The 18,946-nt window shown below is 70.4% G+C and carries 19 protein-coding genes; 18 read left to right on the forward strand and 1 reads right to left on the reverse strand.

Annotation, left to right across the window (positions count from 1 at the left end; genetic code table 11):
- Positions 1-48: 48 nt before the first annotated feature.
- The 14 genes from Q0V34_RS13705 (at position 49) to Q0V34_RS13770 (ending at position 13,591) form a co-directional block, all read left to right on the forward strand.
- Positions 49-690 carry a 2OG-Fe dioxygenase family protein gene (locus Q0V34_RS13705; RefSeq protein ID WP_297512831.1) on the forward strand — a complete coding sequence of 214 codons (642 nt, stop codon included), beginning with the start codon at positions 49-51 and terminating at the stop codon, positions 688-690.
- Positions 691-868: 178 nt separating this feature from the next.
- The gene (locus Q0V34_RS13710) at positions 869-1,498 is read left to right on the forward strand and encodes a PepSY-associated TM helix domain-containing protein (RefSeq protein WP_297512806.1); all 630 of its coding nucleotides are present in this window, start codon (positions 869-871) and stop codon (positions 1,496-1,498) included.
- A gap of 9 nt (positions 1,499-1,507) precedes the next feature.
- The gene (locus Q0V34_RS13715; protein WP_297512808.1) at positions 1,508-2,017 is read left to right on the forward strand and encodes a DUF2271 domain-containing protein; all 510 of its coding nucleotides are present in this window, start codon (positions 1,508-1,510) and stop codon (positions 2,015-2,017) included.
- Positions 2,018-2,031: 14 nt separating this feature from the next.
- Positions 2,032-2,913: a DUF4198 domain-containing protein gene (locus Q0V34_RS13720; RefSeq protein WP_297512810.1), complete on the forward strand. Its 882-nt coding sequence runs from the start codon at positions 2,032-2,034 to the stop codon at positions 2,911-2,913.
- Positions 2,914-3,100: 187 nt separating this feature from the next.
- Positions 3,101-4,054: an FAD:protein FMN transferase gene (locus Q0V34_RS13725; RefSeq protein WP_297512834.1), complete on the forward strand. Its 954-nt coding sequence runs from the start codon at positions 3,101-3,103 to the stop codon at positions 4,052-4,054.
- Positions 4,054-5,424: a sulfite reductase subunit alpha gene (locus Q0V34_RS13730; protein WP_297512812.1), complete on the forward strand. Its 1,371-nt coding sequence runs from the start codon at positions 4,054-4,056 to the stop codon at positions 5,422-5,424. The genes Q0V34_RS13725 and Q0V34_RS13730 overlap by 1 nt, the downstream gene beginning before the upstream one ends.
- 70 nt (positions 5,425-5,494) lie before the next feature.
- Positions 5,495-6,550 carry a LacI family DNA-binding transcriptional regulator gene (locus Q0V34_RS13735; protein WP_297512814.1) on the forward strand — a complete coding sequence of 352 codons (1,056 nt, stop codon included), beginning with the start codon at positions 5,495-5,497 and terminating at the stop codon, positions 6,548-6,550.
- A gap of 146 nt (positions 6,551-6,696) precedes the next feature.
- Positions 6,697-7,851, forward strand: a complete 1,155-nt coding sequence (locus Q0V34_RS13740; RefSeq protein ID WP_297512815.1) for a fumarylacetoacetate hydrolase family protein — start codon at positions 6,697-6,699, stop codon at positions 7,849-7,851.
- A 13-nt stretch (positions 7,852-7,864) separates the two neighbouring features.
- Positions 7,865-9,301 carry an aldehyde dehydrogenase family protein gene (locus Q0V34_RS13745; RefSeq protein ID WP_297512816.1) on the forward strand — a complete coding sequence of 479 codons (1,437 nt, stop codon included), beginning with the start codon at positions 7,865-7,867 and terminating at the stop codon, positions 9,299-9,301.
- Positions 9,302-9,306: 5 nt separating this feature from the next.
- A complete protein-coding gene (gene xylB, locus Q0V34_RS13750; RefSeq protein ID WP_297512817.1) occupies positions 9,307-10,056 on the forward strand; it encodes a D-xylose 1-dehydrogenase in 750 nt (249 codons plus the stop codon).
- Between the two features lie 128 nt (positions 10,057-10,184).
- Entirely contained in the window at positions 10,185-11,051 is an 867-nt protein-coding gene (locus Q0V34_RS13755; RefSeq protein WP_297512818.1) for an SMP-30/gluconolactonase/LRE family protein, read from the forward strand.
- Positions 11,044-12,819 carry a xylonate dehydratase XylD gene (gene xylD / locus Q0V34_RS13760; RefSeq protein WP_297512819.1) on the forward strand — a complete coding sequence of 592 codons (1,776 nt, stop codon included), beginning with the start codon at positions 11,044-11,046 and terminating at the stop codon, positions 12,817-12,819. Before Q0V34_RS13755 ends, xylD begins: the two co-directional genes overlap by 8 nt.
- A 156-nt stretch (positions 12,820-12,975) precedes the next feature.
- Positions 12,976-13,158, forward strand: a complete 183-nt coding sequence (locus Q0V34_RS13765; RefSeq protein WP_297512836.1) for a hypothetical protein — start codon at positions 12,976-12,978, stop codon at positions 13,156-13,158.
- A gap of 19 nt (positions 13,159-13,177) precedes the next feature.
- Positions 13,178-13,591 (forward strand): hypothetical protein, encoded by a 414-nt coding sequence (locus Q0V34_RS13770; RefSeq protein WP_297512820.1) that lies wholly within the window; start codon positions 13,178-13,180, stop codon positions 13,589-13,591.
- An 11-nt stretch (positions 13,592-13,602) separates the two neighbouring features.
- On the opposite strand, the gene Q0V34_RS13775 is transcribed toward Q0V34_RS13770, so the two are convergent.
- Positions 13,603-14,349: a helix-turn-helix domain-containing protein gene (locus tag Q0V34_RS13775; protein ID WP_297512821.1), complete on the reverse strand. Its 747-nt coding sequence runs from the start codon at positions 14,347-14,349 to the stop codon at positions 13,603-13,605.
- 56 nt (positions 14,350-14,405) lie between these two features.
- Between Q0V34_RS13775 and Q0V34_RS13780 the strand changes: the two genes are divergently transcribed.
- The 4 genes from Q0V34_RS13780 to Q0V34_RS13795 all read left to right on the forward strand — a co-directional run.
- Complete coding sequence (locus tag Q0V34_RS13780) at positions 14,406-14,792, forward strand: VOC family protein (RefSeq protein ID WP_297512823.1); 387 nt, start codon at positions 14,406-14,408, stop codon at positions 14,790-14,792.
- 200 nt (positions 14,793-14,992) lie between these two features.
- The gene (locus Q0V34_RS13785; RefSeq protein WP_297512825.1) at positions 14,993-16,429 is read left to right on the forward strand and encodes a sugar porter family MFS transporter; all 1,437 of its coding nucleotides are present in this window, start codon (positions 14,993-14,995) and stop codon (positions 16,427-16,429) included.
- Between the two features lie 166 nt (positions 16,430-16,595).
- Complete coding sequence (locus tag Q0V34_RS13790; RefSeq protein WP_297512827.1) at positions 16,596-18,191, forward strand: family 43 glycosylhydrolase; 1,596 nt, start codon at positions 16,596-16,598, stop codon at positions 18,189-18,191.
- A gap of 125 nt (positions 18,192-18,316) precedes the next feature.
- The coding region (locus Q0V34_RS13795; protein WP_297512829.1) for a rhamnogalacturonan acetylesterase at positions 18,317-18,946 on the forward strand (630 nt) is incomplete at its 3' end.

An 18,946-nucleotide genomic window follows, 5' to 3' on the forward strand; every position in this document is an offset into this window, starting at 1 on the left:
GATCGGCTGGCGGCAGACGGTTTCGTCCGGTTCGACGGTCCCGAGACGATGGCGCTGATCGGCGCCCGGGACTGGACGCGCTTCGCCGACAGCTGGAACGACCTGCCGCTGGACGGCTTCATGGCCGACGGCGGCCGCTATCGCCGCCGACGGTTCGCGGCCTTCTCCGCCCGGCCCGGTCAGGTCGTCCGCAAGCCGCATCAGCCGCACTGGCAGAGCCGCGACTACAACCCGCTGAACGGCGGCGTGCAGCGCTGGTTCGAGCCCGTCACCGAGGCGATCGCCGACCACCCCGTCACCCAAGGCGTGATCGCGGCGGGCCTTGAGCTGTTCCACCCGCTATCCGGCGCGCCCGCCACGCCGTGGCACGTCGAACTGCACCAGTTCCGCATCGAGGCCCAGGCCGGCGGAGCCGGCTTGCCGACCCCGGAGGGCGCGCATCGCGACGGCGTCGACTGGGTCATCGTCATGCTGGTCGAGCGGCGCAATGTCGACAGCGGCGTCACCGACATCTTCGCGCCGGACGGCGAAAGCCTCGGCTCGTTCACCCTGACCGCGCCGGGCGACGCGGTGTTCCTGGACGACCGGCGCGTGCTGCACGGGGTCACCCCCATCCGCCCGCTGGATCCCGAAAGTCCCGCCCTGCGCGACGTGCTCGTCGCGACCTTCCGCCAGGAAACGGCCGTCTAGCGCCCCGTCCCGGGGTCGTGTGCTACGGTGGCGCAACAATCTGTCACGCTCCCGCCATAGCTGGGACCGATGGAAAAGCCGCCGTGCGCGCCAAAGCTTGGCGCGCACGCTTGCAATTGCAAACCGTTCTCAAGTATGGACGTCTCACGCCGTCCGAAGGTCCTTCGCGAACACGCCCTTGAAATCCGCCGCCGCCCAGACCCGCCGCTCCTTCTGGCTCAAGCAGCTGCACCAGTGGCACTGGATCAGCGCGGCCGTGTCGCTGATCGGCATGCTGCTGTTCGCGGTGACGGGCTTCACCCTGAACCACGCCGACGCCATCGAGGCCAAGCCGGTGGTGGTCGATCGCAAGGCGACCCTGCCGCCCGAGCTGCTGGCCCTGCTGGCCAAGGGTCCGACCGAGGGCAAGCGTCCCTTGCCCGTTCAGCTCGAACCCTTCCTGGACAAGGCGGTCGGCGCCGACGTCGCGGGGCGCGTGGGCGACTGGTCCGCCGACGAGGTCTATGTCGCCCTCGCCCGCCCCGGCGGCGACGCCTGGGTGTCGATCGACCGCCAGACCGGCGCGATCGAACATGAAAAGACGACACGCGGCGCCATCAGCCTGCTCAACGACCTGCACAAGGGCCGCAACGCCGGCAAGGCCTGGGGCTGGTTCATCGACATCTTCGCCGGCGCGTGCGTGATCTTCACGATCACCGGCCTGATCCTGCTGCAGTTCCACGCCCGCGCGCGGCCGCTGACCTGGCCGCTGGTCGGGCTGGGCCTGGTCGCGCCGATCCTTCTCGTCATCCTTTTCGTCCATCTCTGAGGTCTCATCGTGAAGCGTTCTATCCCCCTGCTGACTTTCACCGGCGCGGCCATCGGCCTGGGCGCCGCGGCGCCGGCCATGGCCGCCGATCTCGACGTCAACTTCACGATCCCGACCCAGAAGGTCGCCGAGTACCACGCGCCCTACATCTCGATCTGGATCGAGAACGCCGACGGGACCTCGGCCGGCACCCTGGCGGTCTGGTACAAGCCCAACCACGAGAAGTGGCTGAAGGACATGCGCAAGTGGTGGCGCAAGGCCGGCCGCGAGATGACCTTCCCCAACGCCGACGGCATCAGCGGCGCCACCCACGCGCCCGGTCCGCAGAAGGTGAGCTTCAGCGACGCCAAGGGTCCGCTGAAGGGCCTCAAGCCCGGTCAGTACAACCTGGTGATCGACGCGGCCCGCGAGGCCGGCGGCTTCGAGTCGGTCAGCGTTCCGTTCAGCTGGGGCAAGCCGGGGAAGACGGCCGGCAAGGGCGCGTCCGAGCTCGGCGCCGTCTCGGTGACGGTGAAGTGAGAAAGGCCCGCGCCATGAGCCTGAAAGCCCGCCTGCTCGCCGTCGTCGCCCTGGGCGCGACCGCGATCCTGCCCGCCGCGGCCCACGCCGGCCGCAACTGGGTGGCCCCCTCGACGACCGTGCTGTCGGGCCCCAACGCCTGGGTGACGTTCGACGCGGCCTCGTCCGACGATCTGTTCTTCCCGGACCTGCGCCCGCTGCCGATCACCTCGATCACGGTGCTGGACGCCGACGGTCAGCCGGTCCAGCCCAGCAGCCCGTCGATGGGCAAGTTCCGCTCGACCTTCGACGTGCAGGTGACCAAGCCGGGCACGTGGAAGGTCGCCTCGGTGACCACCAGCATCATGGCCAGCTGGACCGAGAACGGCGAGGTCAAGCGCTTCCGGGGTTCGGGCGAGGACTTCGCCAAGCAGGTTCCGGCCGGCGCCGCCGATCTGAAGACCATCCGCTCGGTCTCGCGCAGCGAAACCTTCGTGACCCGCGACAAGCCGACCGACGCGGCGCTGAAGCCGACCGGCCAGGGCCTGGAGCTGCAGGCCGTGACCCACCCGTCGGACGTGGTGGCCACCGAGCCGGCGACCTTCAAGCTGCTGATCGACGGCAAGCCGGCGGCGGGCCTGGAGGTGACGCTGATGCGCGGCTACGACCGCTGGTCGGCCAAGGGCGAGGCCGAGACCGTGGTCAAGACCGGCCCCGACGGCGCCTTCAAGATCACCGTGCCCCAGGCGGGCCTGTGGTGGATCAGCGCCAGCTATCGCTCGGGCGAGACCGGTCGGGGCGGACCGCCCCCCGGCGGCATGCCGGGCATGGGCGGACAGCCGCCGGCGGCCCAGCCGCTGGCCGGCGACGGCTACAGCGCCAGCTACACCGCGGTGATCGAGGCCCAGACGCCGTAAGACGCCCCCTCCCCCTTAGGAGGGGGAAACCTTCGGGGATGGGGGCGGCGCCGTTCGCGAACATCGCGCCAGCCTCACCGCCGCATCCCCCCCAACCCTGCCCTTCCCTCATCAAGGGGAAGGGTTCAGGAACGACCCAATGCCTCGCGTCCTCGTTCCCGTGCTGACCACGCCGCCCGCCCGTCCGGTGGGCGGAGACGTGCGCGCGTTCGGCGGCGCGACCATGGGCACGACCTGGTCGGTCAAGGCGGTGCTGCCCTCGACCGTCGACCTGCCGGCGCTCGCCGCCATGGTCCAGCGCGCGCTCGACGCCGTGGTCGCCGAGATGAGCCCGTGGGAGCCGGCGGCGGACCTGTCGCGCTACAACCGCGCCGCGCCCGGAAGCTGGACGCCCCTGCCCGCCGGCATGGCGACGGTTCTGCGCCGGGCGATCGAGATCGCGCGGGCCAGCGACGGGGCCTTCGACCCGACCCTCGGCGCCCTGGTCGATCTCTGGGGCTTTGGCCCGCGTCCCTTCTCGGGCGGTCCGCCCGAGCCGGAGTCGGTCGAGCCCCTTCGCGAGGCCAGCGGCTGGCGGCGCCTGACCCTGGACGGCGAGGCCCTGTTCCAGCCCGGCGGCCTTCGCCTGGATCTCAACGGCATCGCCAAGGGCTTCGGCGTCGACCAGGCCGCCGCCGCCCTGGATCGCGCCGGCGTGCGCAGCTACCTGGTCGAGGTCGGCGGCGAGCTGCGCGGAACCGGCGCCAAGCCCGACGGCCAGCCCTGGTGGGTCGAGCTGGAGCGCCCGCCCCGCGACGCCTTGGGCGCCGCAGACGCCGAACCGACCCTGGTCGCCCTGCACGACCTGTCGGTCGCCACCTCCGGCGACTATCGCCGCTTCTTCGACCACGAGGGCCGCCGCTACGCCCACACCCTGGATCCCCGGACCGGCGCGCCGACCACCCATCCAACCGTCAGCGTCACCGTGCTGGCCAAGGACTGCATGAGCGCCGACGCCTGGGCCACCGCCCTGACCGTCATGGAGCCGGACGCGGCCCTGGCCTTCGCCACCGCGCATGACCTGGCCGCGCTGATCGTCAGCCGCGCCGACGACGGCTTCGAAGAGCGCCTGTCCCCCGCCCTCTCGGCGATGCTCGACTGATGCCCGATCTTCACGCCCTGCCGCCCGAGGCGCGCCGCCTGATCGCCGCCGGCGTCGTGCTGGCGCTCTACGCCCTGTTCTGCCTGGCCATCGCCGCGCGCGAGGCCCTGCGCCGCGCCGCCGCGCGCAAGGCCGCCGGAAACCTGTCTCGGGGCGAGGGCGAGCCGATCCTGGTCGCCTTCGCCAGCCAGACAGGCTTCGCCGAGGAGCTGGCCGCCGCCACCGCCAAGGCGCTGTCGGAGGCCGGCGCGCCGGTGATCCTGCGCGAGCTCTCGGCCGTCACCGCCGCCGACCTGACCGGCCGCGCCCTGTTCGTGGTCAGCACCACCGGCGAGGGCGACGCGCCCGACGCCGCCAGACCCTTCCTGCGCGACGTGATGAAGGACGGGCTCGACCTGTCGGCCCTGCGCTACGCCGTGCTGGCCCTGGGCGACTTCAGCTACGCCCATCCCTGCGCGTTCGGCCGGACGCTGGACGCCTGGCTGGCCCACGCCGGCGCGAGCCCGCTGTTCGACCGGGTCGAGGTCGACGACGGCGACCCCGCCGCGCTGCGCCACTGGCAGGGGCAGCTGGCCCAGCTGACCGGCGTCACCGACGCCCCCGACTGGACCCGCCCGGCCTATGACCGCTGGATCCTGGCCGAGCGCACGCTGCTCAACCCGGGCAGCCCCGGCGGCGAGGCCTGGTCCGTCCGGTTGACTCCGCCGGCCGGCGCGACCTGGCAGGCCGGCGACATCCTGGAGATCGGCCCGCGCAACGACCCGGACCTGCCGCACCGGGAATATTCGATCGCTTCCCTGCCGTCCGACGGCGCGGTCGAGCTGATCGTGCGTCTGATGCTGGGTCCCGACGGCGCGCCGGGCCTGGGCTCGGGCTGGCTGTGCCGCCTCGCGGAGGTCGGCCAGCCGATCGAGGCCCGGGTGCGGACCAACCGGAGCTTCCACGCGCCCGACGCCCACCGTCCGCTGATCCTGATCGGGGCGGGCACGGGCCTGGCGGGGCTGCGCGCCCATCTGAAGGCCCGGGCGGCGCTGAACGTGCGCTGGAACTGGCTGGTGTTCGGCGAGCGGACGCAGGCCCACGACTATTTCCATCGCGACGAGATCGAGGCCTGGCGGGCCTCGGGCCTGCTGGACCGGGTCGACCTGGCCTTCTCCCGCGACCAGGCGCAGCGGGTCTATGTCCAGGACCGCCTGCGCGAGGCGGCGACCATCCTGCGCCGCTGGGTCGCCAACGGCGCGGCGATCTATGTCTGCGGATCGCTGGAGGGCATGTCGCGCGAGGTGCACGCGGCCTTGATCGAGATCCTCGGGGCCGAGGCGCTGGAGCGCCTGACCGACGAGGGCCGCTACCGGCGGGACGTCTACTAGCCGGCGCGTCTTCCAAGCGCGGCCCGAAGCGGTCTAGTCTCGCGGCCCTGCGAAGGGACGAACACCGAGAATGAGCCAGCCCGCCGAACGCCAGCGCCGCCGGACGACCCAGAGCGCCACCATCCGCGACGTCGCCGCCCGCGCCGGCGTCTCGCCGATGACCGTCTCGCGGGTCATCAATCGCGAGAGCACGGTCAAGGACGAGACCCGCGCCCTGGTCGAGCAGGCGATCGCCGACCTCAACTACGCCCCCAATCCCGCCGCGCGCAGCCTGGCCGGCTCGGCGCCGTTCCGCATCGGCCTGCTCTACGACAACCCCTCGACCGGCTATCTGTCGGAGTTCCTGGTCGGGGCGCTGGACGAGAGCAGCCGCACCGGGGCCCAGATCGTCATCGAGAAATGCGCCGAGCCGGAGCTGGCCGGCGCCACCCTGGCCCGGCTGCTGAAGACGGGCGTCGACGGCCTGATCCTGCCGCCGCCGCTGTGCGAGTCGCCGCAAGTGCTGGCCGAGATCCGCGCCGCCGGCGCCGCCGCCGTGGCCGTCGCCCCGGGCGCGGCCAGCACCGACATGGCCACGATCCGCATCGACAACGAGGCGGCCGCCTTCGAGCTGACCCAGCACCTGATCGGCCTGGGCCACAAGCGGTTCGGCTTCATCAAGGGCCACCCGAACCAGACCGTCAGCCAGCAGCGGCTGGACGGCTTCATGGGCGCGCTGAAGGCGGCGGGCGTGCCGATGGAGAACATCCGGGTCGAGCAGGGCTATTTCACCTATCGCTCGGGCCTGGACGCGGCCGAGCGGCTGCTGGCCGCCGAGCCCCGCCCCACCGCCATCTTCGCGGCCAACGACGACATGGCCGCCGCCGCCGAGGGCCTGGCCCATCGCCTGGGCCTCGACGTGCCGGGCGACGTGTCGATCGTCGGCTTCGACGACACCTCGATCGCCGACAACATCTGGCCCGCCCTGACCACGGTCCACCAGCCGATCGCCGCCATGGCCCGCGCCGCGGTCGATCTGGTGCTGGAGGAGATCCGCCGCAAACGCGACGGCGGAACCGAGCCTCGCCAGCTGACCCACCCTCACACGCTGATCGTGCGGGACTCGAGCGGGCCGGTGGGGGCTTAGGAAACCCTCTCCCCTCCGGGAGAGGGTTCATAATTGGTCAGACAAGCAGCTTGCCGTCGCCACATGTTAGCGCTACCAAGTGCTTAGAGAACGAGCGCCGCCGTGGTATCGGCGCCTCAAGACGCTCGACAAGGGGAGATGACGCCGTGGGCGTGAGTGAATTCCTGCCGGAAGATTGGCGTGACGCGACCTTGCTGGGCCGCATCGACTTCGGTGAAGGCCCCACGCCCGTGCTGGTGCGCGGCGGTCGCGTCGAGGACATGTCGCGCATCGCCCCCACGGCAGCCGACCTGATGAACGCCTATGCGCCCGGCGCCGAGATCCCGCGCGGCGAGGACAAGGGTCCGCTGGAGGCCCTCGACATCCGCCCGATCTGGGAAGACCCCGACGGCGCGGCGCCCGTGAAGCTGCTGGCCCCGGTCGATCTGCAGGTGCTGAAGGCGGCCGGCGTCACCTTCGCCGTCTCGACCCTGGAGCGGGTCATCGAGGAGCGGGCGCGCGGCGACGCGGCGAAAGCCCTGGAAATCCGCCAGCAGCTGTCGGACCGCATGGGCGGCGACCTCAAGAGCGTCGAGCCGGGCTCGGAAGGCGCGGCGCGGCTCAAGGACGCGCTGGTCGCCGACGGCCTGTGGTCGCAGTACCTGGAAGTGGCCATCGGCCCCGACGCCGAGATCTTCACCAAGGGCCCGACCCTGTCCTCGATGGGCTGGGGCGACCATGTCGGCGTACGCAGCGACAGCCACTGGAACAACCCCGAGCCGGAAGTCGTGCTGCTGTGCGACGGTTCGGGCCAGATTCGCGGCGCGTCGCTGGGCAACGACGTCAACCTGCGCGACTTCGAGGGCCGCAGCGCCCTGCTGCTCAGCAAGGCCAAGGACAACAACGCCTCGTGCGCCATCGGGCCGTTCTTCCGCCTGTTCGACGGCGCCTTCGGCCTGGACGACGTCCGCTCGGCCGAGGTGGAGCTGAAGATCACCGGCCGCGACAACTTCGTGCTCGACGGCAAGTCGAACATGAGCCTGATCAGCCGCGACCCGGCCGTGCTGGCCGGCCAGGCCTTTGGCAAGCAGCATCAGTATCCGGACGGCTTCGCCCTGTTCCTGGGCACGATGTTCGCCCCGATCCAGGACCGCGACACGCCCGGCCAGGGCTTCACCCACAAGGTCGGCGACCGGGTCCGCGTCTCGACGCCCAAGCTGGGCGTGCTGGAGAACGAGGTCACCACCTGCGACCAGGCCAAGCCCTGGACGTTCGGCCTCTCGGCCCTGATCCGCAATCTGGCCGGCCGCGGCCTCCTCTAGGAAAGTCAGCGCGATGACCGACACCCTGCGCCACTATATTGGCGGCGAACGCGTCGCCGCCGACGCCCCGGCCGAGAGCCTGAACCCCTCGAACACCCACGACGTCGTCGCCAAGGTCCCGATGGGCGGCCAGGCCGAGGTCGACGCCGCCGTCGCCGCCGCCCGCAAGGCCTTCCCGGCCTGGTCCGAGGCCTCGCCGGAGGTCCGTTCGGACCTGCTGGACAAGGTCGGCTCGACCATCATCGCCCGCAGCGCCGACATCGGCCGCCTGCTGGCCCGCGAGGAAGGCAAGACCCTGGCCGAGGGGATCGGCGAGACGGTCCGCGCCGGCCGCATCTTCAAGTATTTCGCCGGCGAGGCCCTGCGCCGCCACGGCCAGAACCTGGAGAGCACCCGTCCGGGCGTCGAGATCCAGACCTACCGCCAGGCGGTCGGCGTCTATGGCCTGGTCACGCCGTGGAACTTTCCGATCGCCATCCCGGCCTGGAAGGCCGCCCCGGCCCTGGCCTTCGGCAACACCGTGGTGATCAAGCCGGCCGGCCCGACCCCGGCCACCGCGAACGTCATCGCCGACATCATGGCCGAGTGCGGCGCCCCGGCGGGCGTCTTCAACATGCTGTTCGGCCGCGGGTCGATGGGCGACGCCCTGGTCAAGCACAAGGATGTCGACGGCGTCTCGTTCACGGGCTCGCAGAGCGTCGGGTCCCAGGTGGCCGCCGCCGCCGTGGCCCGCCAGGCCCGCGTGCAGCTGGAGATGGGCGGCAAGAACCCGCTGATCGTGCTGGACGACGCCGACCTGGAGCGCGCCGTGGCCATCGCCCTGGACGGCTCGTTCTTCGCCACCGGCCAGCGCTGCACGGCCAGCTCGCGCCTGATCGTCCAGGACGGCATCCACGACCGCTTCGTGGCCCTGCTGGCCGAGAAGGTCGCGGCCCTGCGGGTCGGCGACGCGCTCGATCCGAACACTCAGATCGGTCCCGCCGTCAGCGAGGACCAGATGGAGACCAGCTACCGCTATATCGACATCGCCACCTCGGAAGGCGGCCGCGTGGTCACCGGCGGCGATCGGATCAAGCTCGACAATCCGGGCTGGTACGTGCGGCCGACCCTGATCGCCGACACGGAGGCCGGCATGCGGATCAACAACGAGGAGGTCTTCGGCCCCGTCGCCTCGACCATCCGGGTCAAGAGCTACGAAGAGGCCCTGGAGATCGCCAACGGCGTCGAGTTCGGCCTGTCGGCCGGCATCGCCACGACCTCGCTGAAGCACGCCCGCCACTTCCAGCGCCACGCCCGCGCCGGCATGACCATGGTCAACCTGGCCACGGCCGGCGTCGACTATCACGTGCCGTTCGGCGGCACGAAGAGCAGCTCCTACGGCGCCCGCGAACAGGGCTTCGCCGCCGTCGAGTTCTTCACCCAGACCAAAACCTCCTATTCGTGGTCCTAAGCAGCATGTCCTCCGCCATCTATCCCAGCCTGAAGGGCAAGCGCGTCGTCATCACCGGCGGCGGTTCGGGCATCGGGGCGGGCCTGGTGGCCGGCTTCGTGCGCCAGGGCAGCGAGGTGATCTTCCTCGACATCATCGACGAGGACTCCGAGGCCCTGGTCGCCCAGCTCTCGCCCGGCGCGGCCATCGCGCCGGTCTACAAGCGCTGCGACCTGATGGACCTGGCCGCGCTGAAGGCCACGCTGGCGGAGATCGGCGAGGTCGACGTGCTGGTCAACAACGCCGGCAACGACGATCGCCACACCCTGGCCGACCTGACCCCCGAATACTGGGACAACCGCATCGGCGTGAACCTGCGCCACATGGTGTTCGCCGCCCAGGCGGTCGCGCCGGGCATGGCCAAGCGCGGCGGCGGGGCGATCATCAATTTCGGCTCGATCAGCTGGCACCTCGGCCTTGAGGACCTCGTCCTCTATGAAACGGCCAAGGCCGGCATCGAAGGCATGACCCGCGCGTTGGCTCGGGAGCTGGGTCCCGACGACATCCGCGTCACCTGCGTGGTCCCCGGCAACGTCAAGACCAAGCGACAGGAGAAGTGGTACACGCCGGAGGGCGAGGCCGAGATCGTCAAGGCTCAATGCCTGAAGGGCCGCATCGTCCCGGAGAACGTCGCCTCGCTGGTGCTGTTCCTGGCCTCGGACGACGCCAGCCTCTGCACCGGCCACGAATACTGGATCGACGCGGGCTGGCGTTGACAAACGCCCCTTTCCCCCTTGAAGGGGGAGGGTCGGGGATGGGGTGACGCGGCGATCCGGGATCGAACGCCGCCGACACCGCCACCTAACCCTTCCCCATCCAGGGAGAGGGCTTTGAAGAGGCTGTCATGAGCGATCAAGTTACCTGCGTCTGGGATCTGAAGGCCACGCTGGGCGAGGGCCCGATCTGGTTCGGCGGCGCGCTGTGGTTCGTCGACATCAAGGGGCGGAAGATCCTCCGCTACGAGCCCGACACCGGCGAAGCCCTGGCCGTCGGCGCGCCCGAGCCGGTCGGCTTCGTGGCGCCCCTCTCGCTGGGCGGCTTCATCGCCGGCCTGAAGTCCGGCCTCTACAAGTTCCACCCGCTGTCGGGCTACCAGCCGCTGCTCACCATCGAGCCGCCGGAACTGGACAACCGTCCCAATGACGCGACGGTCGACGCGCAAGGCCGCCTGTGGTTCGGCACCATGCACGATGGCGAAACGGCCAAGACCGGCTCGCTGTACCGCATGGACGCCCAGGGCGTGGCGCGGATGGACAAGGACATCTGCATCACCAACGGCCCGTGCGTGTCGCCCGACGGCAAGACGTTCTACCACACAGACACGCTGGAAAAGACGATCTGGGCCTATGATCTGTCGCCCGAGGGCCTGCTGTCCAACAAGCGCGTGTTCGTGAAGATCGCGCTCGGCGACGACGTCTATCCGGACGGTTCGGTGGTCGATTCCGAGGGGTGCCTCTGGACCGCCCTGTGGGGCGGCTTCGGCGCGATCCGCTTCTCGCCGACGGGCGAGGCGATAGGCCGCGTCGAACTGCCCGCCCCGAACGTCACCAAGCCCTGCTTCGGCGGGCCCGATCTGAAGACCCTCTACTTCACCACGGCGCGCAAGGACCTGAGCGACGAGACCCTGGCCCAGTATCCGCTGGCCGGCGGTCTGTTCGCCGTCCGGGTCGATGTCGCCGGACAGCCGCAACACGAGGTTCGCCTTGCCTGACCGCACGCCCCGCCGGTTCCGCTCCCGCGATTGGTTCGATAACCCCGACCACATCGACATGACCGCGCTCTATCTGGAGCGCTTCATGAACTACGGGATCACGCCGGAGGAGCTGCGCAGCGGCAAGCCGATCATCGGCATCGCCCAGACCGGCAGCGACATCTCGCCCTGCAACCGCATCCACCTGGATCTGGTGAAGCGGGTGCGGGACGGGATCCGCGACGCCGGGGGCATCCCCATGGAGTTTCCGGTCCATCCGATCTTCGAGAACTGCCGTCGCCCGACGGCGGCGCTGGACCGGAACCTCTCATATCTGGGTCTCGTCGAGACCCTGCACGGCTATCCGATCGACGCCGTGGTGCTGACCACCGGCTGCGACAAGACCACGCCCGCCGGCATCATGGCCGCCACCACGGTCAACATCCCGGCCATCGTCCTGTCGGGCGGTCCGATGCTGGACGGCTGGCACGAGGGCGAGTTGGTCGGCTCGGGCACGGTGATCTGGCGCTCGCGCCGCAAGCTGGCGGCCGGCGAGATCACCGAGGAAGAGTTCATCGAGCGCGCCGCCAGCTCGGCGCCGTCGGCGGGCCACTGCAACACGATGGGCACGGCCTCGACCATGAACGCGGTGGCCGAGGCCCTGGGCCTGTCCCTGACCGGCTGCGCGGCTATCCCGGCCCCATACCGCGAGCGCGGCCAGATGGCCTACAAGACCGGCCAGCGGATCGTCGACCTGGCTTATGAGGACGTGAAGCCGCTCGACATTCTGACGAAGAAGGCCTTCGAGAACGCCATCGCCCTGGTGGCGGCGGCCGGCGGCTCGACCAACGCCCAGCCGCACATCGTGGCCATGGCGCGCCACGCGGGCGTCGAGATCACCGCCGACGACTGGCGCGCGGCCTATGACATCCCGCTGATCGTCAACATGCAGCCGGCCGGCAAGTATCTGGGCGAGCGCTTCCACCGGGCCGGCGGCGCGCCGGCGGTGCTGTGGGAGCTGCTCCAGAACGGCCGCCTGCACGGAGACGTGATGACCGTCACCGGCCAGACCATGGCGCGGAACCTCGAGGGCCGCGAGACCACCGACCGCGAGGTGATCTTCCCCTACGCCCAGCCGCTGGCCGAGAAGGCTGGCTTCCTGGTCTTGAAGGGCAACCTGTTCGACTTCGCGATCATGAAGTCCAGCGTCATCGGGGCCGACTTCCGCGCGCGCTATCTGTCGGAGCCCGGCAAGGAAGGCGTGTTCGAGGCCCGCGCCATCGTGTTCGACGGCTCCGACGACTATCACGCTCGGATCAACGACCCGGCGCTGGAGATCGACGAGCGCTGCATCCTGGTCATCCGCGGCGCGGGGCCGATCGGCTGGCCCGGCTCGGCCGAGGTCGTCAACATGCAGCCGCCGGATCACCTGCTGAAGAAGGGGATCATGAGCCTGCCGACTCTGGGCGACGGCCGTCAGTCGGGCACCGCCGACAGCCCCTCGATCCTGAACGCCTCGCCCGAGAGCGCGGTCGGCGGCGGGCTTTCCTGGCTGCGCACCGGAGACGTGATCCGCATCGACCTCAACACCGGCCGCTGCGACGCCCTGGTGGACGAGGCGACGATCGCCGAGCGCAAGAAGGACGGCATACCGCCCGTCCCGGCGACCATGACGCCCTGGCAGGAGATCTACCGCGCCCACACCGGCCAGCTGGAGACCGGCGGCGTGCTGGAATTCGCGGTCAAATACCAGGACCTGGCGTCCAAGCCGCCCCGGCACAATCACTAAGTCGCGGCGGCGGGCGACGGCTGTTCGAGAAAATCGGCGAACGCCGACCTGGGAAATGTGACCGCAAATGTAAAATTCTTGTCTAGGTTGATCGTGAGAGTAGGTCTATACTCGCGACTTCAGACAGGTCTTACGAACGCGGACAGCGCCTTGTCGGTGAGCAGAGCCTTCCAACACGCTGGAGAGTCGCGCGGCCTGGTGGTCGTGACGACGGCGGCGCAGCTTGCTCTGGTCGTCGTGGTCTGGCTGCTGGCCCTGATCCCGGCCGCGCTCGCGGCCTTGGCGCTGCTCGGCGTGGGCGCCGTCAGACGCCGGCTGCGCGCCGATCGAACGGGATGACGCCTGGGAGGACATCGCCTTGCCCGAGCACGAGACGCTGATGGCCGAGGCGCGCCAGGCCCGCGCCGCCGGCCGCGTCGACCTGGCCCACGCGACCTATGCCCGGGCGGCCCTGGCCGCGCGAGACGCGGGCGCCCCGATCGCCGTGGCCGACGCCCTGCGTCATCTGTCGGATCTCGACCGGGAGGCCGGCAGGCCCACGCCCGCCTTGGCCGCCGCCCAAGAGGCCGTCGCGCTGTATCGCGCGCGGGCCGACGCGCCGCGCCTGTCGCTGGCCAACGCCCTGCGCCAGACGGCGCTGGCGCTGGAGGCGCTGGGCCGACCGGCGCTCGACGCCTGGCGCGAGGCCGGGGACCTCTATGCCGAGCTGGGCGTCGAAGCCGGGGTGACCGAGGCCGAGCATCATCTGGGCGTGACGCGGCGCCCGCGCTGACCTCCACGCGTCTAGACGTCGAAATACTTGCCTGGCGTCTCGCCGAACGCCTTGCGGAAGGCGGCCACATAGGCGCTGGGCGAGGCGTAGCCCGCGGCCTCGGCGGCGGCCTTGATCGAGGCGCCCCCCGCCGCCCGCTCCAGCCCCCTCAGCAGTCGGCTCTGCTGGCGCCAGCGCCCGAAGCTGACCCCGGTCTCGGCCAGGAAACGCCGCTCCAGCGTGCGCGGCGCCAGGCCCACCGTCCGGGCGACGGTCGCGATGTCGCCCTCCAGCGCGATCGCGCGGCGGGTGGCGTGGCTGGTCGGCGCGGGCAGGACGAACGGCGGCGGCCCCCGCGCCTGCAGCTCGCCGGCGATCAGCGCCGCCAGGGCCGCCTCGGTCGCGTCGCGGCGATCGAGCATGCCGACCTCGACCGTCCGCAGGATCAGTTCGCGCAGCAGGCCCGACACCGCCAGCGCCCCGGCGGCCCGGGGCAGGTCGTCGCGCCAGTCCGGACGGATGTAGAGGGTGCGGAACGCGCTCGGCCCGACGAAGCGGATCGTGTGATCCAGGCCCGCCGGCACCCAGACCGCGCCGCTGGGCGGCGCCACCCAGGCGCCCGCCGCCGTGCGCACGCTGGCCAGGCCCGCGGCGACATGGACCAGTTGGCTCCAATCGTGGGCATGCCCGCCGATCGCCCCGCCGCGCGGCAGATCCGCGGCGGCGCTGCGGATCACCACGAAGGGCTCGTCGGCGGGCAGGCGACGTTTTCTCGACATTGTTTGACTAGATAGCGGGATTGCGGCGCCGAAGCCATGGGGACTAGCTTTGCCACATGACCGCAAACCTCGCCGCCTTCGCCCTTCACGTCGACGATGTCGACCGCGCCCGCGCCTTCTACGAGGCCGTCTTCGGATGGCGTTTCGAACCGTGGGGACCGCCCGGCTTCTACCTGATCCAGACCGGCGACGACGCCGCGCCCGGGATCCAGGGCCTGATGCACAAGCGTTCGGAGCCCCGCTCGGGGACCGGGCTCAACGGCCTGGAGCCGACCTTCGCCGTCGAGGACGTCGACGCGGTGGCGGCGGCGGTCGAGGCGCACGGCGGCAAGGTGATCTTCGCCAAGGCGACGATCCCGACCGTGGGGACGCTGATCCGCTTCCTGGACCCCGAGGGCAACGACATCGGGGCGATGAAATACGACACCCCGCCCCGCGCCTGAGCCCTCGCCCGGCACGCGCCCCGTCGCTTAACCTCCCCCTTCTCTGCTATCGGTTCGCCATCGGCGAAGAGTCCGCGCGAGCGCCTGAACCACCGCTTGCGTGCTGATACCGGTAACACTAAGGTCGCCGTCAACCAGAGGTCCGAAAAGGGCCGTCGGGGCGTCAAATGGGCCGGGAAGGCCCCATGGGGAGGAAACCTGTGGCTTCAGTATCCAACGCCGGCCCGAGCGCCGGCATGAGCGCGGAGGGCATGAAGGTCAACATGGCCTTCGTCGCCGCCATCGTCGCCGTCGCCACGATCGGCGGCTTCATGTTCGGCTATGACAGCGGCGTCATCAACGGCACCCAGACCGGCCTGAAGGCCGCCTTCAACCTGACCGAGGCGGGCGAGGGCCTGAACGTCGCCGCCATTCTGCTGGGCTGCGCCTTTGGGGCCTTCGCCGCCGGCCGCCTGGCCGACGTCTGGGGCCGCCGCACGGTGATGATCATCTCGGCCCTGCTGTTCGTGATCAGCGCCCTGGGCACCGGCGCGGCGCACACCTCGCTGGTCTTCGTGATCTTCCGCCTGATCGGCGGCCTGGGCGTCGGCGCCGCCAGCGTGCTCTGCCCGGTCTACATCTCGGAAGTCACGCCCGCCAACATTCGCGGCCGCCTGTCCTCCGTGCAGCAGATCATGATCATCACCGGCCTGACCGGCGCCTTCCTGGCCAACTACGCCCTGGCCCACACCGCCGGCAGCTCGACCGCCGCGTTCTGGCTGGGCCTGCCCGCCTGGCGCTGGATGTTCTGGATGCAGGTCATCCCCGCCGGCTTCTTCTTCCTCTGCCTTCTGGGCATCCCGGAGAGCCCGCGCTTCCTGGTCGCCAAGGGCAAGGACGCCCAGGCCGAGGCGGTCCTGTCGCGCCTGTTCGGGGCCGGCCAGGGCGCCCGCAAGGTCGAGGAGATCCGCGCCTCGCTCGCCGCCGACCACCAGCCCAAGCTCTCGGACGTGCTGGACCCGGTGACCAAGAAGCTGCGCGTCATCCTGTGGGCCGGCCTGGTGCTGGCGGTGTTCCAGCAACTGGTGGGCATCAACATCGTCTTCTACTACGGCTCGGTGCTGTGGCAGTCGGTGGGCTTCACCGAGGACGACAGCCTGAAGATCAACATCCTGTCGGGCTCGCTGTCGATCCTGGCGTGCCTGGCCACCATCGCCCTGATCGACCGCATCGGCCGCAAGCCGCTGCTGCTGATCGGGTCGATCGGCATGGCCGTCACCCTGGGCGTGATGACCTGGTGCTTCTCGACCGCCACCACGGTCAATGGCGCCCTGCACCTGGATCCGTCGATCGGCCCGATCGCCCTGGTCGCCGCCAACCTCTACGTGATCTTCTTCAACCTCTCCTGGGGTCCGGTCATGTGGGTGATGCTGGGCGAGATGTTCCCCAACCAGATGCGCGGCTCGGCCCTCGCCATCTGCGGCTTCGCCCAGTGGATCGCCAACTTCGCCATCTCGTTCAGCTTCCCGATCATGAAGAAGGCCAGCCTGCCGGCCACCTACGGCTTCTACGCCGTCTGCGCCCTGGTCTCGTTCTTCCTCGTGCAGAAGCTGATCCACGAGACGCGCGGCAAGGAGCTTGAGGCGATGGAGGGGTAGCGCCAATCCTCCCCCTAAGGGGGAGCATCCAGGAACACGAGCGCCCGGGAGGCTTCTCCCGGGCGTTTTCGTTTGCGGCTCGACCCTCATGACACCGGTGGACAAAGCCGCGCCCTTGCCGCTAGCTGTGACCGATAACAGCGCCAAGCGCAGGGGAAGGAACGCCATGGCCAAGATCAATCGTCGCGGAGCGCTGGGCTCCCTGCTGACCGGCGCCGGCCTGGCCGCCCTGCCCGCAGGCGGCGAAGCCGCCCCGGCGGCCCCCAAGACCTGGGCGCGCGGGATCGAGGGCCAGCGCAAGGCCGATCTCGGCGACGGGACCTTCCTCAATCCGATCCTGGCCGGCGACCATCCCGACCCGTCGATCCTGAAGGACGGCGCCGACTACTACATGACCCACTCGTCCTTCGACGCCTATCCGGGGCTGCTGATCTGGCATAGCCGCGACCTGGTGAACTGGACGCCGGTCACCACGACCCTGAAGACCAATGTCGGCTCGATCTGGGCCCCCGAGCTCTGCAAGCACGACGGCCGCTATTACATCTACCTGCCGGCCAAGGCGCCCAACAACAACACCAGCTACGTGATCTGGGCCGACAAGATCGAGGGGCCGTGGTCCGAGCCGATCGACCTGAAGCTGCCGCGCTATATCGACCCCGGCCACATCGTCGACGAGCACGGCCAGCGCTGGCTGTTCCTGTCCGGCGGCGACCGCATCCAGCTGGCCCCCGACGGCCTGTCGACGGTCGGCGCGCCCGAGCACGTCTACGACCCCTGGCGTTATCCGGACGACTGGGACGTCGAAGGCTTCTCGCCCGAGGGCCCCAAGGTCATGCGGCGCGGCGACTACTATTACCTGGTCACCGCCGTGGGCGGCACGGCTGGCCCGCCGACCGGCCACATGGTCATCGTCGCCCGCGCCAAGTCGCTGGCCGGACCGTGGGAGAACCACCCGCGCAATCCGGTTGTCCGTACCGTCGACAACGCCGAAAAATGGTGGTCGCGCGGCCACGCCACCTTGGTCGAAGGCCCAAGCGGCGACTGGTGGACCGTCTATCACGGCTATGAAAACGGCTTCTACACCCTGGGCCGCCAGACCCTGCTGGCCCCGGTGACCTGGACGGCCGACGGCTGGTTCGAGGTCGGCGGCGGCGATCTTTCGAAACCGATCCCCAAGCCGAAAGGCGGCAAGCCCGGCCCGCATGGGAAGGCGCTGTCGGACGACTTCTCCACCGACAAGTACGGCGTGCAGTGGGCCTTCTTCGACCCCAAGCCGGGGGAGCAGGGCCGCATCCAGCGCGAGAACGGCGTCCTGACCCTGAAGGGCGCGGGCGAGGCGCCGTCCAGCGGCGCGCCGCTGATCTTCGTCAACGGCGACCAGGCCTACGAGATCGAGTGCGACATCGAGGTCGATCCCGACACCCGCGCGGGGCTGATCCTGTTCTACGACCGACAGCTCTATTGCGGCTTGGGCTTCGACGAGAAGGCCTTCGTCACCCACCAGTACGGCATCGAGCGCGGCCGGCCGGCCAATCCGCACGGCGCGCGGATGCGGATGCGGCTGCGCAACACCCGCCACATCGTCAGCTTCCACACCAGCGGCGACGGCGGCAGGACCTGGAAGCGGTTCGACCGGGGCATGGAGGTCTCGGGCTACCACCACAATGTGCGCGGCGGCTTTCTGATGCTGAAGCCAGGGCTCTACGCCGCCGGCAAGGGCTCGGCGCGGTTCAGGGATTTCCGATATGGGGCGCTGGGTTAGGCGGCCCGCCGAGAACCTCGCCCTTCGACAGGCTCAGGGTGAGGTTCTCTACCGCCGCGCTAAAAGTCGTCCTCACCCTGAGCCTGTCGAAGGGCGAGGACGGTCCCACCGATTTGAAGGTCGCCATGCTCGAAGCCGTCATCGCCGCCGCCCTGGCGCTCGCCCCCGCCGCCCAGGCCCAGGCGCCCGTCTTCCGCGCCAGCAAGATCGTCCTCGTCGGCGACTCGACGGTGGCGGTCAACAGCGGCTGGGGCGGGGCGTTCTGCGCCAGGCGCGTGTCCTCGAGGCTCGCCTGCGTGAACCTGGGACGCGGCGGGCGCTCGACCCGCACCTATCGCGACGAGGGCTCGTGGGCCCTGGCGCTGAAGGAGATGAGCGCCGGCGGCTTCGAGACGACCTGGGTGCTGATCCAACTGGGCCACAACGACCAGCCCGGACGGCCGGAGCGCTCGACGGACCTGGCCACGGAGTTCCCCGCCAACCTCCGCCGCTTCGTCGCCGAGGCCCGCGCGGTCGGCGCCCGGCCGGTGCTGGTCACGCCGATGATCCGCCGACAGTTCAAGGCCGGAAAGGTGTTCGACGACCTCGCCCCCTGGGCGGACGCCGTGCGCGCGGTCGCCGCCGAGACCGGGACGCCGCTGGTCGACCTGCACCAGCTGTCGAAGGACGCGGTTCAAGCCATGGGTCCCGTGGCCGCCCTGCGCCTGGCCGAGGCGCCGCCGCCTTCCGACGTCGCGGCGGAAGGCGGCGGCGCC

The sequence above is a fragment of the uncultured Caulobacter sp. genome (assembly GCF_947036865.1).
In the GTDB taxonomy this organism is placed as follows: domain Bacteria; phylum Pseudomonadota; class Alphaproteobacteria; order Caulobacterales; family Caulobacteraceae; genus Caulobacter.